The 15,232-nt window shown below is 71.8% G+C and carries 15 protein-coding genes; 8 read left to right on the top strand and 7 right to left on the bottom strand.

Features of this window, described 5'->3' with window-relative positions; genetic code table 11:
• Window positions 1–327 precede the first annotated feature (327 nt).
• Window positions 328–2,787: a PQQ-binding-like beta-propeller repeat protein gene (locus tag ACIPEK_RS04460; RefSeq protein WP_401990496.1), complete on the top strand. Its 2,460-nt coding sequence runs from the start codon at window positions 328–330 to the stop codon at window positions 2,785–2,787.
• A gap of 31 nt (window positions 2,788–2,818) precedes the next feature.
• Window positions 2,819–5,128, top strand: a complete 2,310-nt coding sequence (locus ACIPEK_RS04455) for a protein kinase (RefSeq protein WP_401990493.1) — start codon at window positions 2,819–2,821, stop codon at window positions 5,126–5,128.
• A gap of 327 nt (window positions 5,129–5,455) precedes the next feature.
• On the opposite strand, the gene ACIPEK_RS04450 is transcribed toward ACIPEK_RS04455, so the two are convergent.
• Complete coding sequence (locus ACIPEK_RS04450; protein ID WP_401990491.1) at window positions 5,456–6,052, bottom strand: PepSY domain-containing protein; 597 nt, start codon at window positions 6,050–6,052, stop codon at window positions 5,456–5,458.
• Between the two features lie 118 nt (window positions 6,053–6,170).
• On the opposite strand from ACIPEK_RS04450, the gene ACIPEK_RS04445 reads away from it, so the two are divergent.
• Together ACIPEK_RS04445 and ACIPEK_RS04440 are read left to right on the top strand one after the other, a co-directional pair.
• Entirely contained in the window at window positions 6,171–6,833 is a 663-nt protein-coding gene (locus tag ACIPEK_RS04445) for a response regulator transcription factor (RefSeq protein ID WP_401990488.1), read from the top strand.
• Window positions 6,830–8,284: an ATP-binding protein gene (locus tag ACIPEK_RS04440; RefSeq protein ID WP_401990486.1), complete on the top strand. Its 1,455-nt coding sequence runs from the start codon at window positions 6,830–6,832 to the stop codon at window positions 8,282–8,284. Before ACIPEK_RS04445 ends, ACIPEK_RS04440 begins: the two co-directional genes overlap by 4 nt.
• 20 nt (window positions 8,285–8,304) lie before the next feature.
• On the opposite strand, the gene ACIPEK_RS04435 is transcribed toward ACIPEK_RS04440, so the two are convergent.
• The 4 genes from ACIPEK_RS04435 to ACIPEK_RS04420 form a co-directional block, all read right to left on the bottom strand.
• The gene (locus ACIPEK_RS04435; protein ID WP_401990483.1) at window positions 8,305–8,781 is read right to left on the bottom strand and encodes a MarR family winged helix-turn-helix transcriptional regulator; all 477 of its coding nucleotides are present in this window, start codon (window positions 8,779–8,781) and stop codon (window positions 8,305–8,307) included.
• Between the two features lie 126 nt (window positions 8,782–8,907).
• The gene (locus ACIPEK_RS04430; RefSeq protein WP_383073137.1) at window positions 8,908–9,672 is read right to left on the bottom strand and encodes an AIM24 family protein; all 765 of its coding nucleotides are present in this window, start codon (window positions 9,670–9,672) and stop codon (window positions 8,908–8,910) included.
• On the bottom strand, window positions 9,669–10,319 hold the full coding sequence (locus ACIPEK_RS04425; protein WP_351256246.1) for an AIM24 family protein: 651 nt from the start codon (window positions 10,317–10,319) through the stop codon (window positions 9,669–9,671). Before ACIPEK_RS04425 ends, ACIPEK_RS04430 begins: the two co-directional genes overlap by 4 nt.
• The gene (locus ACIPEK_RS04420; RefSeq protein ID WP_401990799.1) at window positions 10,319–10,951 is read right to left on the bottom strand and encodes an AIM24 family protein; all 633 of its coding nucleotides are present in this window, start codon (window positions 10,949–10,951) and stop codon (window positions 10,319–10,321) included. Before ACIPEK_RS04420 ends, ACIPEK_RS04425 begins: the two co-directional genes overlap by 1 nt.
• A 280-nt stretch (window positions 10,952–11,231) precedes the next feature.
• Between ACIPEK_RS04420 and ACIPEK_RS04415 the strand changes: the two genes are divergently transcribed.
• Both ACIPEK_RS04415 and ACIPEK_RS04410 read left to right on the top strand, forming a co-directional pair.
• Window positions 11,232–11,582, top strand: a complete 351-nt coding sequence (locus tag ACIPEK_RS04415) for a DUF3817 domain-containing protein (RefSeq protein WP_093898564.1) — start codon at window positions 11,232–11,234, stop codon at window positions 11,580–11,582.
• Entirely contained in the window at window positions 11,579–11,878 is a 300-nt protein-coding gene (locus tag ACIPEK_RS04410; RefSeq protein ID WP_093898565.1) for an MTH1187 family thiamine-binding protein, read from the top strand. The genes ACIPEK_RS04415 and ACIPEK_RS04410 overlap by 4 nt, the downstream gene beginning before the upstream one ends.
• A gap of 65 nt (window positions 11,879–11,943) precedes the next feature.
• On the opposite strand, the gene ACIPEK_RS04405 is transcribed toward ACIPEK_RS04410, so the two are convergent.
• Both ACIPEK_RS04405 and ACIPEK_RS04400 read right to left on the bottom strand, forming a co-directional pair.
• Window positions 11,944–12,942, bottom strand: a complete 999-nt coding sequence (locus tag ACIPEK_RS04405; RefSeq protein ID WP_401990478.1) for a DUF5937 family protein — start codon at window positions 12,940–12,942, stop codon at window positions 11,944–11,946.
• A gap of 82 nt (window positions 12,943–13,024) precedes the next feature.
• Window positions 13,025–13,288 carry a hypothetical protein gene (locus tag ACIPEK_RS04400; protein ID WP_401990475.1) on the bottom strand — a complete coding sequence of 88 codons (264 nt, stop codon included), beginning with the start codon at window positions 13,286–13,288 and terminating at the stop codon, window positions 13,025–13,027.
• Between the two features lie 76 nt (window positions 13,289–13,364).
• Between ACIPEK_RS04400 and ACIPEK_RS04395 the strand changes: the two genes are divergently transcribed.
• Window positions 13,365–14,618, top strand: coding sequence for an MFS transporter (locus ACIPEK_RS04395; RefSeq protein WP_401990472.1), 1,254 nt, complete (start codon window positions 13,365–13,367; stop codon window positions 14,616–14,618).
• A gap of 10 nt (window positions 14,619–14,628) precedes the next feature.
• Window positions 14,629–15,138 (top strand): MarR family winged helix-turn-helix transcriptional regulator, encoded by a 510-nt coding sequence (locus ACIPEK_RS04390; protein WP_401990796.1) that lies wholly within the window; start codon window positions 14,629–14,631, stop codon window positions 15,136–15,138.
• The last annotated feature ends 94 nt before the right edge of the window (window positions 15,139–15,232 follow it).

The following is a 15,232-nucleotide window of genomic DNA, read 5'->3' as shown; positions in this document are numbered from 1 at the left end:
CCCGCGGCCTGTGCTGTGCGCGGCTTGTGCGGCCCGGCCCGGCGCCTGGTTCGGGCCTTCGGGCCGCTCCGGGTTCCTCGGGGCTGCCGAGTCCCGGTGCGTCGGTCCCTGTTGCAGAACGCACGGCCCTTCCGGCGGGTGCCGGATCCTGGAACCGCCGTCCGGCGTCCCCCGTCCTTGATGGCTGAGGGTGCGTCGGTCGGGGCCCCGGCGTGCGGTTTCCGTGCTGTTCGGCGCTGCGGTCGATGACGTGTCCGTGGCAGGATTGCGGCCGGACGCGGGCACAGGGCGTCCGGCGTTCATGCGTGACGACGGGGGGAATGACGCATGCTCGGGCCGTTGCGGGACGACTCGCCCAGGCGGATCGGGCCCTACGGGATACGGGCCCGGCTCGGCGCGGGCGGCATGGGGGAGGTCTTCCTCGGCGCTCCGGACGGCGGCGGCGACCCGGTCGCCGTCAAGACGGTACGCCGCGACGTGGCCCAGGACTCCGGCTTCCGCAGTCGCTTCCGCCGCGAGATCACCGTCGCCCGGTCCGTCACCGGCCCCCATGTCGCGCCACTCCTCGACGGGGACGCCGATGCCGAAGTGCCCTGGCTCGCCACCGGATACGTGGCCGGGCCGACCCTGTCCGCCGCCGTCCGCCGGGCGGGCGCGATGGACGAGGCCGAGGTACGGATGCTCGGCGCCGGGCTCGCCCGCGCCCTGGCGGCCGTGCACGCGGCCGGGATCGTCCACCGCGATGTGAAGCCCGGCAATGTGATGCTCGCGGCGGACGGCCCGCGCCTCATCGACTTCGGGATCGCCCGCGACTCCGGTGCGACCCCGCTCACCACCACCAGCCGCATGGTCGGCAGCCCCGCCTTCATGTCCCCGGAACACGTGGCGGGCAGCGGACGCGTCGTCCCGGCTTCCGATGTCTTCTGCCTCGCCTCCGTGCTCTGCTTCGCCGCCACCGGGCGCGATCCCTTCGGTGACGGGCCGGTCGCCGCCGTGCTCTACCGGGTCAAGTACGTCGAGGCCGACCTCGACGGCGTTCCGGACGCGTTGCGTGCCGTACTGGACCGCTGCCTGGCGGCGGACCCGGCCGCCCGCCCGGCAGCCGCCGAACTCGCGGAGCTGCTCGACCCCGGCGCGGCGGCCCGGTGGCCGGACCCGGTGGCGCAGCACATCGCCGAGCACGAGCGCGAACTGGCCCGCGTCATCGCGCTGGGCGGCCCCCTGCTCCCGGGGTACACACCGACCGAGGCGACCGCCGGAAGCCGTCCGGGCCCCCATCAACTGCCCACCCAGGGCACCGACTTCACCCCCGGCCTGCACATCGCGCCCACCCGGGGCCCCGGACTCGCCCCGCCCCCGCGCCGCTCCCGGCGGGCCCTGAGCGCGGTCCTTGCCGCGCTGGTTGTGCTGGGTGCGGCCACCGGGGGCATCCTGGCCTGGCGCAACAACCGCACCACGCCCAACGAGGCTTCTCCCGGCGGCGGTTCACCCGCAGTCGCCAAGATCGTGGCGGGCGTGGGTGAGAACGGCGGCCCGGACGCCTCGGGCACGGTCCCGTACGGTCGCGATGCCCGTCCGGCGGGGTGGACGAAGTCCTGGCAGGGGAAGTTCACCGGGTCGCCGATCGGCTGTTCGGCCGGCCGGGACGTCGTGGTCTGCCGCAAGGCGGACGGCACGTACGAGGCGTTGTCGGCGGTGGACGGGCACCGGATGTGGGCGCTCGACACGGGGGAGACGTCCCGTGCGGCGGGCTGGGGGCCCACCGGTCAGTTCTTCATGCCGGCCAGTGCCACCCGCCCCACCGTGTACGACGACACGGTGCTGCTCGCCGCAGGCGACCGGCTGCAGTCGCTGGACGCCCGCACGGGGAAGGTCCGCTGGGAGACCCGGTCCGGTGGCGCGCAGAGCCTGGGAAGCGCGCCGCTGGTCGTCGACGGTCTGGTCTTCGCCGCCGCCACACGGTCGTCCGAGGGCGCGGAGCTCGCCGCGTACGACCTGAGGACCGGGGCCGAGAAGTGGCACAAGCCGCTGGCCCCGAAGGATCTGGCCAAAGCCGAGAGGCGAAACTTCTGGCCGGTCGCCACCGACGGCAAGGTGGTGTACGCGATCGGTGAGGACGGTCCGAAGGCGTTCCGGCCGAAGGACGGCACGCTGCTGGGCACCGCGGGCGGCGAGGGCACGAAACCGGGCTGCGGGGATCTCCGGCTGCGGGGCGAATTCGCCTACTGCGCCACCTACGCCTCCAACGGCAGCGCCTCCGGCTTCGGCACCGACATGAGCGTGCTGCGGTTCGCGGCAGGAACGCTCGAGGCGCAGGGGCGGGTGCCGATGGACTCCGCGCTCGTCGCCGAGGCGACCCCCACCGCGGTCGACGACCGGGTGATGGTCCTCCGCCGGAGCAGCGAACACGAGCCGGACGTGCCCGACGAGCTCGTCGTCGTCGGCCGCGGCAACGGCCGGACCCTCGGCAGGTTCCCACTCGGCGCAAAGGCGGAGAAGGGCATGAGCAATCCGGCCTCCAACGCGTTGATCGTCGCCGACACCGTGGTCTGGGCGGACAGCACGACGCTGTACACCGTCCCGATCCGCCCCGACGGCACGTTGGGCGCACTGGGCAGGACCCGCCTGGCGGGCGCCCCGGGCCCGAGCCGCACACCGGAATACGACATGGCAGACGGCATCCAGCTGGACAAGGAACTGAACGACCCGCAGGTGCTGCCGGCCGGCGGCGTCGTGCATGTCGTGTACGACGACGGCACCACGGTCTCCGTACCGCTGCCCGAGTGAACCGTCCGGCGAACGGCAGAGGAGCCGTGCGGTGATCGAGCCGCTTCCGCCCGGCCGCGCCCGGCTGGTCGGTCCCTACCAGTTGCTCGGGCTGCTGGGCGCGGGCGGCATGGGCGAGGTGTATCTCGCCCGGCCCGCCGGTGCGCCGGACCCGCTCGGCGGGCTGGTCGCACTGAAGACGGTACGCGCCGATCTCGACCTCGACGACGGCTTCCGGATCCGCTTCCGGCGCGAGATCGACGCGGCGGGTGCCGTGCGCAGTCCGCACACCGCGGCTCTCGTCGGCGGCGACGCGAGCGGCCGGCTGCCCTGGCTGGCGACCGAGTACGTGCCCGGCCCCTCGCTCGCAGAGGCGGTGATCCGTGGCGGGCCGATGCCCGAGCCGGTGGTGCGCGAGATGGGCGCCGGTCTCGCCCGCGCGCTCGCCGACATGCACGCCGTACGCGTACTCCACCGCGACCTCAAGCCGGGCAACGTGCTGCTCGGCGCCGACGGTCCGAAGGTGATCGACTTCGGGATCGCCCAGGCCTTCGACGCCACCCGGCTCACCCGGACCGGTGTGGTTGTGGGCAGCCCCGGCTACATCTCGCCCGAGCACGTCAACGGCTCACGGGCGCTCGTACCCGCGTCGGACGTCTTCTGCCTCGGTGCGGTGCTCGCCTTCGCGGCGACCGGGCGGGGCCCGTTCGACGACTCCGACATGGCCGCCGTGATCTTCCGGATCGCCCAGGGCGAGGCCGAACTGTCCGGCGTGCCACCACAGTTGCGCGCGGTGATCGAGCAATGCCTGCGCGGCGACGCCGAGGCCCGGCCGACGCCCCAGCAGCTGGCCGGCCTGCTGCGACCGGGCGACCGGGCGGGCACGGCGGCCGGCGGACCGTTCCCCTGGACGGAAGCGGTACGGGGGCAGCTCGCCGCTCACGCGGCGGGGGCGCGCGCCGTCGCGGAGGCGGCCGCGCCGGCCGCTGCCGCACCGCCGGCCCCGTCCGGCGCCCCGCACCCCGGCGGGCCCGCCCTCGCCCCGACGCCCGTCGTGCCGGTGGCCGTACCGGGTGACCGGCAGCGCAACAAGGGCCTGTGGATCGCCCTGGCGGCAGCGGCCACGGTGGTCTGCGTGGTGCTGGGGGCCTTGCTGCTGCCGGGGCTCTTCGAGGGGGACGGCGGAGGCGAGGCCAACGCGGGCGGTGGCGTGCAGCCGACCGCGTCCGCCTCGGACGCCGCGCGGACGCAGGCCGGGCCCCCCGTCATTCCGGGCGCGGACGCGGGTCGCACCGGGGACTTCGGCCCGGCCGCCACCGACGTCTCCAGGAAGCCGGCGGGCTGGAAGGCGTGGAAGGCCAAGATCGAGGACGGATCGGTGGAGTGCGTACTGGCGGACATGTCCCTGGTCTGCGGCGGCCCGCGGCGCATCACCGTGCTGGACGCCGCGAACGGCAGGCAGCGCTGGCGGACCGAGCCGGGCAGGGCGGGCAGTGGACCGGCCTCGGTGGCCGCCGTCATCGGCACCACCGTCTACGCCTTCGAGGACGGTGCCCTGGTGGCGCTCGGCCTCGCCGACGGCGCCGAGCAGTGGCGGGAGCCGCTGACGGCCGGTGCCCGGGTGACCGACTCCGTCCAGTCCGGCGGAGTCCTGTACTACGCCACGAGGGTCACCGGCACGGGTGCGGCCCGGCTCCTCGCCCACCAGCTCACCGGCAAGCAGACCCGCAAGTGGGACAAGCCGTGGGACGACCCGGCCGACGAGGGGGAACTGTCCTTCGCCGACGGCCGGCTCGTCGCGGTCGGCGACGGCGTCACCGTCCTGGGGAGCCCGGACGGCGCACGGCTGGGAGCCGTCGCCGCCGGTGACATCACCTGCCGTACGCCGGTCCTGAAGGGCAAGGAACTCCTCTGCTCGGGCCCGGACGGCCTGACGGTCGTCGATGTGACGGCCCCGCAGAACCGCCGGCCGATCGCCGCCGGCGTGGACATCGCCTTCCGGCCCGCCGTGTCACGCGACGGCAAGGTCGTGGTGAGCAGCCGTTCGCGGGTGTACGCGTTCGGCCTGGCCGACGGGAGGCAGTACTGGGCGACGTACGACGACAGCGGCGGGGGGCTGGATGTCTGGGGCGCGCCCGTCCTCGCCGGTGACAGTGCCGTTGTGGTGGGTGATCAGGGGATCGCCGCGTTCGCCATGGGCTCCACGGGGGAGGCGGACAACACGGGCTCGCGGCTGCCCACCGAGTGGCCCGGCGGGCAGGGAGCCCGGCACGACCCGGCGTCGATCTCGTACATCGCCCGGGGCGACGTGGTGTTCCTGGGCTTCGGCGACGGGACGGTCATCTCCGTCTACGCGCCCTGATCCCTCCTAGAAGTGTCCTGAAGATCTTGAAATCGTGCCTGACTTGCCCTGGTTCATGGCGATTGACATTTACCGGCAATCCGGGGTGAGCCGGGCGGCCAGAGCAAGATCTTCAGCGGTCTCCTAGGGTCTGTCCGGCGGATCAGGGTCGGACAGGGCGCGGCGTCTGGTGCGGTGCATAGCAAGGCGCCGGAGTGTCCTGAGGTGGGGTCTCCCCTGCTCGAACGGAGTTGAGAGCTTGGGGAAGGAACTATTCGGTCGTTTCGGCAACGCCGCGAGGTGCCGTGCCAGGCGTCGCGACCCCGGCCGTGATCCGCCGGACAGACCCTAGTCGTCGGCACCGTCGCGTCCGCCGTCGTTCGACCGGTCCACGGTCACCTTGCCCGTGCCCGCGTCGACGTTCAGCTCGTGCCGCTTGTCGTCCTTGCCGTGGACGTCGACCTCCCAGCGCAGCGCCTTGCCGCTCCGGTCGTCGTGGTCGTCCAGGTCGATCGACGTCACGGTCCCGGGCGCCGCCTTGAGCGCGACGTCGACCGCCGCGTCCAGCGACACCCGGGCCGAGCGGGACGCATGCCGGTCGCGATCGCCGTCGTTGTCGTCGGAGGTGTGCTTGGCGAGCACCTTGCCGTTGCCCGCGTCCACCGTCACGTCGTGCCAGGCCCTGTCCGAGCCGTACACGTCGACCTCCCAGACCAGCCTGCCGTCCTCCATGTCCAGCTCGGCCTCGGTGATCGTCCCCGGGACGGCTCCGACGGCCGCCGCGGACGCGTCGCCGACGGTGACGCGGGCGGTGCTGCCGCTCGCCGCGCCGCTCCTGGTGCCGCGGTCGTGGCTGTCGTCGTCCGCGAAGGCGATGGCCGTGGCGGCTGTGCCGCCGACGAGCACGGCCGCGGTGACGGCGGCGATGACGATCTTGCGCTTCATGAGGTTCCTCCCTGATCGGGTGGCCGGTTTCGACACGGTCCACACTGCCGGGGTGATGCTGAACGCAGCCTGAAGCCACCTGAAGCCGTCTTCAGGTTCGGTTTGGGACCCTGTGCCCATGCGCCTGTTGATCGTGGAGGACGAGAAGCGGCTGGCGATGTCCCTGGCCGGGGGACTCACCGCCGAGGGCTTCGCCGTGGATGTCGTGCACGACGGTCTCGAAGGGCTGCACCGGGCGGCCGGGGGCGTGTACGACCTCGTCGTCCTCGACATCATGCTGCCCGGGATGAACGGCTACCGGGTCTGTGCCGCCCTGCGCGCCGCCGGCCATGAGATGCCGATCCTGATGCTGACGGCGAAGGACGGGGAGTACGACGAGGCGGAGGGCCTCGACACCGGGGCCGACGACTACCTGACCAAGCCCTTCTCGTACGTCGTGCTGGTGGCCAGGATCCGGGCGCTGCTGCGGCGCCGGGGCGGTGGCTCCGGCTCGCCGGTGGTCACCGTCGGCTCCCTGCGCATGGACACCGCCGCTCGTCGGGTGCATCTCGGTCCGGCCGAAATCACCCTCACCACCAAGGAGTTCGCGGTGCTGGAACAACTCGCGCTGAGGCCCGGGCAGGTGGTGAGCAAGGCGGACATCCTGGAACACGTCTGGGACTTCGCCTACGACGGCGACCCGAACATCGTCGAGGTGTACGTCAGCGCGCTGCGGCGCAAGCTCGGCGCGGCCGCCATCCGTACGGTGCGTGGCGCCGGATACCGGATGGAGGCGCTGTGAGATCGGTACGGGCCAGGGCCGCACTCGGTGCCACGGTCGTGGTCGCCGTCGCACTGGTCGGCGCCGGGCTCGCCGTACTCCTCGTCCTGCGCGCCAACCTCACCGATCAGGCGGGACTGCAGGCCGAGGTGGCGGCCCGTGAGGTGGCCGGGCAACTCGCCCTCGATGTGCCGTACGACCGGCTGGAGATGCGCGAGGAGGAGGACCATCCGGTCCAGGTGACCGACGAGGACGGGCGCGTGGTGGCCGTCTCCAAGGACCTGGAGGCGATCTCCGGCACCGGTACGGACCAGGTCGAGCCGGCCCCGTCACCGGCCGCGGGAAGCTCTACCGGTTCCGACGACGACGGACGCGATGACGAAGACGGCGACGACAACGGCGGTCACGGCATCCCCGGCCGCGGTGAAGTCGACTCCGGTGACCCGGACTTCGGCAACGGCACCGCCACCGTCGACGGCGACACGGCCGACCACCGCTTTGCGTCGGTCCGGGCGACCACATCGGCCGGGGTGACCCTGACCGTCCACGCGGGCGCCCCGCTGGCCGCCGAGCAGGAGGCCGTGGGCACTGTGCGCGGGGCGATGCTGATCGGGCTGCCGGTGCTGCTGCTCGTCGTTGCCGGGGTCACCTGGCTGGTGACCCGGCGAGCGCTGCGCCCGGTCGAGGGAATCCGTCGAGAGATGGCCGCGATCACCGCGTCCGAGGATCTGAGCCGGCGGGTGCCTGAGCCCGGTTCGCGCGACGAGATCGCCCGGCTGGCCCGTACCACGAACGAGACCCTGACGGCCCTTGAGGCATCGGTGGACCGGCAGCGGCGCTTCGTGGCGGACGCCTCGCACGAACTGCGCAGCCCGATCGCCTCCCTGCGCACCCAGCTGGAGGTGGGCGCCGCGCATCCGGAGCTGCTGGACGTGCCGGGCGCCGTCGCCGACACCGTACGGCTGCAGGCGCTGGCGGCCGATCTGCTGCTGCTGGCCCGGTTGGACGCGGGTGAGCGGCCGGGCCGTACGACGCTGGACCTGGGCGCGCTGGTCCACGAGGAGGTTTCGCAGCGCATCGGCGACCGGATTCCGGTGGCGGTGTCCGTGCCGGACTCCGGTGCGTTCGAAGTTGCCGGTTCGCGTGGGCAGTTGGCGCGGGTGATCGGCAATCTGCTGGACAACGCCGAGCGCCATGCGGAGCGCACGGTGGCGGTCTCGCTGCGTGCGGAGCGGGGCTGCGTGGTCGTCGCGGTCACCGACGACGGGACGGGGGTGCCACCGGACGAGCGCGAGCGGATCTTCGAACGTTTCGTGCGTCTGGACGACGCCCGTACGCGGGACGAGGGCGGCGCAGGCCTGGGCCTGGCCATCGCCCGTGACGTCGCGGCCCGGCACGGCGGCCGGCTGACGGTGGACGGTGCGCCGCAGGGCGGCGCGCGGTTCGAGCTGTGGCTGCCGAGCGCCGGTTGAACACCGCCCCGCCCCGCAGGTCACACCTTGCCGCGGCGTCCCCGCAGATGATCCGCGACCGGTGTCAGTGCCGCGTGCAGGTCTGCCAGTGCCTCCGGCGTCAACAGGTCCATGAAGTGTTTGCGCACCGACGCCACGTGGTGTGGTGCCACCTTTCGCATCGTCTCCGCGCCGTCCTCGGTGAGGACCGCGAACAGTCCGCGCCGGTCCGACTCGCAGTTCTCCCTGCGGACCAGTCCCGCGTTCTCCATGCGGGTGATCTGGTGCGAGAGCCTGCTCTTGGACTGCAGCGTCGCGGCGGCGAGGTCGCTCATCCGCATGCGCTGGTCGTCCGACTCCGAGAGGTTGACCAGGATCTCGTAGTCGTTGTTGGTCAGGCCGAACGGCTGGAGGTCCTTCTCCAGCTGGTGCATCAACAGCCTGCTGACGTCCAGGTGGGTGCGCCAGGCGCACTGCTCCGCGTCGTTCAGCCAGCGAGTGGCCGTCTCGGTCTCCATGTATGGATTCTACCTAAGAAGTTGAAAGCCGGACGAAGGTGGGGGATCGTGACGCCCGGCACTCGCCCGGAGACGGGCTCGGGTGCGGGGTGCAGACGTTCGACGTCACACTCCGCAGACTACCGTTCACAAACCGAAGCGGCGTTGGAGGTCCCCGAGCTGACCGGGCAGACGGGGTGCGGAGCCAGGTTGACCCGCACCACCCGGCACCCCGGCCTGCGCCGGCGTCGCCCCCGTCGGCTGCTCGGGCATCAGGATCTCGGTCGACTGGAGCAGCACGGTACCCGCCCCGACGAACTCGAACTGGTGCTCCTCGCCCGACGTCCCGCCGATCCCGGTCAGCGATCTGAGCCCGCCCATCACGCCCGTCATATAGCCATGGTCGTAGTGGTGGCACGGCGAGGGGCAGTCCGCCCAGCCCACCAGCGCCTGCGGATCCACCCGCAGCGGCGGCTCCATGAAGACCACCGGACCGTTGGACGCGGCCACGAACTTTCCCGTACCGATCAGTGTCAGGAAGCCCGGCACGATGGACTGCTTGAGCGCCAGGGTCGGCTGGTACGCGAGGAGGTTGCCGGACCGGATCGTCAGATTCCCGTCCTGAAGGTCGTACGAGTTCACGTCGAAGGCGCGGTCGGCGAGGAGCATCTTGCCGCTGCCTTCGGCCACCACCCAGTCGCTCGCGTGCAACGGCGAGTGGAAGCTCGTACGGATCAGCCGCTCGAAGCGGCCGTGGCCGATGCCGTTGAACTCGATCCGTCCGTAATAGGCGATCATCTTGCCCTTCTGCAGGAACCACTGGCTCCCCTTGAGCTCCACGCAGAAGGTGTACGAGTTGACGTTGTCGTCCGACGGCAGCGTCATCGGGTCGAAGACCACGGGCGTGCTCACAGCTTCTCCTCCGAGGCCTGGACGTACACCGCGCCACTGCCGCTCAGCTCCAGCTGGAACGCCTCGCCGGAGCCGCGCCCCACCATGTCGCGCCAGCCGAGCGCGGTGGAGAGCTTGTTGCGTACGTCGCCGTGGTGGGCGACGTACGCCTGCGGGTCCACATGTACCTCGCGGCCCGGCGTGATCGGCAGCTCGATCACACCGCCGTGGGCCATCACCGCGACCGCGCCATGCCCCTTGAGGGTGGTGGTGAACAGGCCCTGCCCGGTCACCTGGCCGCGCACCATGCCCATCACCCCGCCCTGCGAACCCATGAACATCGTGCCCTGCTGCAGCGTCCCGTCGAAGGCGAGCAGCCGGTCGGCCTCCACGTACAGGGTGTCGCCGGACAGGTTGATCACCTGGATGTGATGGCCCCCGTGACCGAACATCACCGTGCCGCTGCCTTCGACCGTCATCAGCGGCGTCGCCTCATTGGCCACCCGTCGGCCGATCATCGACATCACGCCGCCCTGGCCGCCCTGGATGTTCGGCGTGAACGACACCTCGCCGCGGTAGGCGAGCATCGCGCCGCGCTGGCTGTACATCTTCTGGCCGGGGAGCACCGTCGCCTCGACCATCTTCGAGTTGATCTCACGGAACGGCATCAGGCATCGCCCCCGATGGTGTTCCGCTCGCTCGGCTGCACGTAGACGAGTCCCTCGCCCTCGAACCGGATCTGGAAGGACTCGCCCGAGCCCTCGCCCATCAGCGTCCGGAAGTTCACCCCGGACTGGAAGTGCTGTTGCAGATTGCCCTGATGCGCGATGTAGGCGCCGGGGTCGACGCACAGCGGGTACTGGGCCGAGACCCGCAGCGCCACGGCCGAACCGTCCGACATGATCGCCACCTGTCCGGTGCCCTCGACGGTGGTGGTGAACAGGCCGTTTCCCGTCGCCCCGCCGCGCAGGCCGGTGAAGGTGGTTCCGGTGCGCAGCCCGGCGTCGGTACAGAGCAGATTGCTCGCCTCGACATAGAGCTTGTCGCCGTGCAGCGAGACGAGGCTGATCTCGCTCGCGCGGTCGGCGAAGTAACAGGTGCCCTGCCCGGTCACCTCCATCACGGTCATCTGCTCGCCGGTCAGCCGGCGGGTCACCATGCCGCGCAGGCCGTCGCCGCCGCCGGTCATCTTCTTGAACGTCATCCGGCCGTCGTACGCGACCATCGAGCCGTTCTTCGCCTTGACGGCGTCACCGGCCAGGTCGACGGCGAGCGTTCTGCTGCCTTGGAGTCGGAACATTGCCACGGAGCGACGGTATCGGCATGACCCCGGCCAGGACAGGGCCCTGGGGAGGAACCGGCACCCTGAACCGCCCCTGATACGCATCCGGTACGGGACCCGTACGCAATCGGGACGTATCCCGTACGGGGCGACGACGGAACGGACTGGGCCCGGCGGCGGCATGTGACCGGACACATACGGCCCCCGGCACCGAGCGCCGCCCGTGCCGATGCCACAATGGGTTGCGCTTGTGCCTGTATTCACAAGCCGTCACGATCCTCCCACCGAAGGTGCCCTCGTGGACATCAAGACCGCTACCGCCCTGCACCGGCTGCGCCTCATCTCGATTCCCGAGGCGCTCTCCTTCCCTGCGCTGATCATCTTTGGCTCGATTCTCAGCCGGGTCTCCGACATCGACTTCCTGATGATGCCGCTCGGCATCATCCACGGTGTGCTCTTCGTGATCTACGCCGTCCTGCTGCTCGACGTCTGGTCCAAGACCAAGTGGCCGTTGAAGCGCGTCGCGTTCTTCTTCCTGCTCGCGCTGCTGCCGTTCGGCGGGCTGTACGGCGACAAGGTGCTCAAGCGCTACGAGGCCGACGGCGTCATCGCCGCCCGCGCCCGCCGGGAAGGCGTGGTCAGCGCATGATCGTCGCGTTCTCGGTCAGTCCGCTGGGCGTCGGTGAGGACGTCGGCGAGTACGTCGCCGACGCCGTCCGGGTCGTCCGCGAGTCCGGGCTGCCCAACCGCACGGACGCCATGTTCACCTCCATCGAAGGTGAGTGGGACGAGGTCATGGACGTCGTCAAGCGGGCCGTCGCCGCCGTCGAGGCCCGCGCCGGACGCGTCTCCCTCGTACTGAAGGCCGACATCCGACCCGGTGTCACCGACGGCCTGACCTCCAAGGTCGAGACGGTCGAGCGGTACCTCGCCGAGACGGACTGACGCTCCGTCCGACTGCGTGACCCGACGAGCCCCCGGCCCCCGGCCGGGGGCTCGTCCCGCTTCTGTCACTCCCGCGGGCGGTGCTCCGGTACCGCCAGGGCGATCCCGAGCGGCGTCCGCTCGTACAGCACCTGGTGTCCGTACCGGCGCGAGGTGAGCAGACCCGCCGCGCGCAGCACCGACAGGTGCTCCGACACGGACGAGAGCGCGAGGCCCAGCCGGTGCGCGAGCGCGCTCGTGCCGGCCGGTTCGTCGAGCGTGCACAGGACATCGGCCCGCGCTCGCCCGAGCAGCCGCGCGAGCGACTGTGGCGTACGGTCCGCGGGCTGCGTCCACAGACTGCCGATTCCGCGCGCCGGATAGATCACCGCGGGCTGCCAGGGCGGCTCGTACCCGCTCACCACATCCGGCCAGGCGAAGACGCTCGGCATCAGGACGAGGCCCTGCCCGCCGAGCACCCGGGAGTGCCGCCCCCTCATCCCGACCAGCGAGAGCGTCGAGTCCGTCCAGCTCAGCTGGGGGCTCAGCTCGCCCAGCAGCCGGGCGAAGCCGACCTCGGCGAGCCGGCGCGAGTGGTACGCGATATCCGCCTCCAGCAGCGCGCGCAGCCGCGGCCAGTCCGGCTCGACCAGCACCTGCCAGGCCTGCTCCATCAGTGCGGCCAGCTCCCGCAGTGTCCGTGCGGGATCGGCGAGCATCGCCCGCCCGGCGGGGGAGTCCAGCGCCCCCGGCTGGTCGGTGAGGGCCAGCGCCAGGTCCTCACGGATGAGCAGCGGATCGATGGCGCGCACACCGGCGATCTCCTCCTCGAACGAGGTATAGGGCCCGGCTGGCGGCGGGCAGAGAAAGTCCGGGTTGTGCCCGCTCTTTGGCATCAGTAACCAGAGCGGTGCGAGATCGAGGCCCGCGGCGGCGCTCCGGATGCGCCTCAGCCAGGGCTGGTGGTAGCCGTGCTGCCCGGGGCGCAGAAGGGTGCGCACCGCGGCCTGCGTCTCCCAGAGCGGGGAGAGGGCGAACCGGCAGCGGAGCAGATCGCTCTCCTCGAAATGCAGATGGAACGGCATCGGCGGCCCCCGCGAAGATTCGGCGTGAGCCGAAAGTCTACGGAGCGGCGGGTCCGGTCCTCCAAGCTGCGGTCATGCCGAGCTACAGCCCCACCCCGGCGGGCGGCCCCCGCGACGAGGGGGCTCCTTCGCCCCACGACCCGTCAGCCGCGCCCCGCGCCGCGCACGCCGGTCCGGCCGGACCGGTGCCGGCCTCGGCTCCGCCCTCGGCTTCGGCTTCGGCTTCGGCTTCGGCCTCGGCTCCGCCCTCGGCTTCGGCCTCGCCCTCGGCTTCGGCCTCGCCCTCGGCTTCGGCCTCGGCCTCGGCTCCGGCCTCGGCTCCGCCCACGGAGCGCGCCGACGCCATCGACCCGAACCCGTCGCCCGCGCTCCGGGCCGCGGCTCCCGCTGCCGACGCAACTCCGGACGACCCCGCCCCGGGCATGCCCCGCGGCTACCGCGCCGTCTTCGCCGTCCGGGAGTTCCGGGCCGTCTTTGCCGCGCATCTGCTCTCCCTCCTCGGCGTAGTCGTCAGCGAGCTCGCCCTCACCGTCCTCGTCTACGACCTCACCGGCTCACCCCTGCTCAGCGCCCTCACCTTCGCGCTCGGCTTCCTGCCGTACCTCGTCGGCGGCACGCTCTTCGCCGGGGTCGCCGACCGCTACCCGGCCCGCCGGGTCCTCGTCACCTGCGATCTGATCTGTGCGGGCTGTGTCGCCGTCATGGTGCTGCCCGGCACCCCGGTCGGCGGCCTCCTCGCGCTGCGCTGTCTCGTCGCCTCCGTGTCGCCCGTCTTCACCGGGACGCGGATGGCCGCGCTGACCGACATCCTCGGAGAGGGCGACCTCTACGTACTGGGCCGTTCGCTGCTGCGGATCGTCTCGCAGAGCGCGCTGCTGACCGGCTTCGGTGTCGGCGGTGTGCTGCTTGCCGCGCTGTCCGCGCGCGGAGCGATCACCATCACCGTCGGGACGTTCCTCTGCTCGGCGGCCCTGCTCCGCTTCGGCACCCGTAACCGGCCCGCCAGGACCGGCGGTGACCGCGGCGGCACGCTGCTCAAGGAATCACTGACCGGGGCCCGCATAGTCCTCGCCGACCGCAGAATCCGCGCGCTGATGCTGCTGTTCTGGGTACCCGCCCTGTTCGTCGTCGCACCGGAGGCGCTCGCCGCCCCGTACGCGGACGAGCTCGGTCTCGGCCCGGCCGCCCTCGGGCTGCTGATGTGCGCGATGCCGGTCGGGCACATCGCCGCCGAGTTGTACGTGGGCGCTGTGCTGGCCCCGCGCATCCGCTCCCGGATCGTGCTGCCGGTCGCCGCCGCCGGGCTGCTGCCGTTCCTGCTGTACGGGATCCGCCCCGGCATGGTCCCGACCCTGGTGGCGCTTGCGCTGGCCGGGGTGGGGGCGGCGTACATCATCGGCCTCGACCAGTGGTTCGTCGATGCCGTCCCGGAGGAGCTGCGGGGCCGGGCCATGACCCTGCTCACCGCCGGGCTGATGACGGTCCAGGGCATCGGCATGGCGCTGGCCGGGCTGGCCGCCGAATTCGTCCCCGTGCATCTGGTGGTCGCGGGGGCCGGGGCGATCGGTACGGTGTGCACGCTCCTGCTGGTCCGCGAGGTCAGGGCGACAGCGACCGCGCGCGGTCCTCGGACCGAAGTTCGAGACGGGGCTGACCAGCATATGACCAGTGGGTAAGGTCGACGGCGTGCCGAAGCCGCTCAGTCTCCCCTTCGATCCCATCGCCCGCGCCGACGAACTCTGGCAGCAGCGCTGGGGCCCGGTGCCCTCGATGGGGGCGATCACCTCGATCATGCGCGCGCAGCAGATCCTGCTCGCCGAGGTCGACGCGGTCGTCAAACCGTACGGCCTGACCTTCGCGCGGTACGAGGCGCTGGTGCTGCTCACCTTCTCCAAGGCCGGTGAGCTGCCGATGTCCAAGATCGGTGAGCGGCTCATGGTCCACCCCACCTCCGTCACGAACACGGTGGACCGGCTGGTGCGCTCCGGCCTGGTCGCCAAGCGCCCCAACCCGAACGACGGCCGCGGAACCCTCGCCTCCATCACCGACAAGGGCCGCGAGGTCGTCGAGGCCGCGACCAAGGACCTGGTCGGCATGGAGTTCGGGCTAGGGGTGTACGACGCCGAGGAGTGCGCGGAGATCTTCGCCATGCTGCGGCCGTTGCGGATCGCGGCCAAGGATTTCGAAGAGGCATAAGACCGACCGGCAAATGGGGGGTGGGAGAAGGAGCGGGGCTGGGTGCGTGCAGCTGCAAGGCGGCGGATTGAGACATGGCGGAGCCATGGTGATT

The organism is Streptomyces sp. NPDC088246, assembly GCF_044741025.1.
GTDB lineage: Bacteria > Actinomycetota > Actinomycetes > Streptomycetales > Streptomycetaceae > Streptomyces.
Note: the sequence above shows the minus strand (reverse complement) of the source record. Positions and strands in the feature narration are given on the sequence as shown.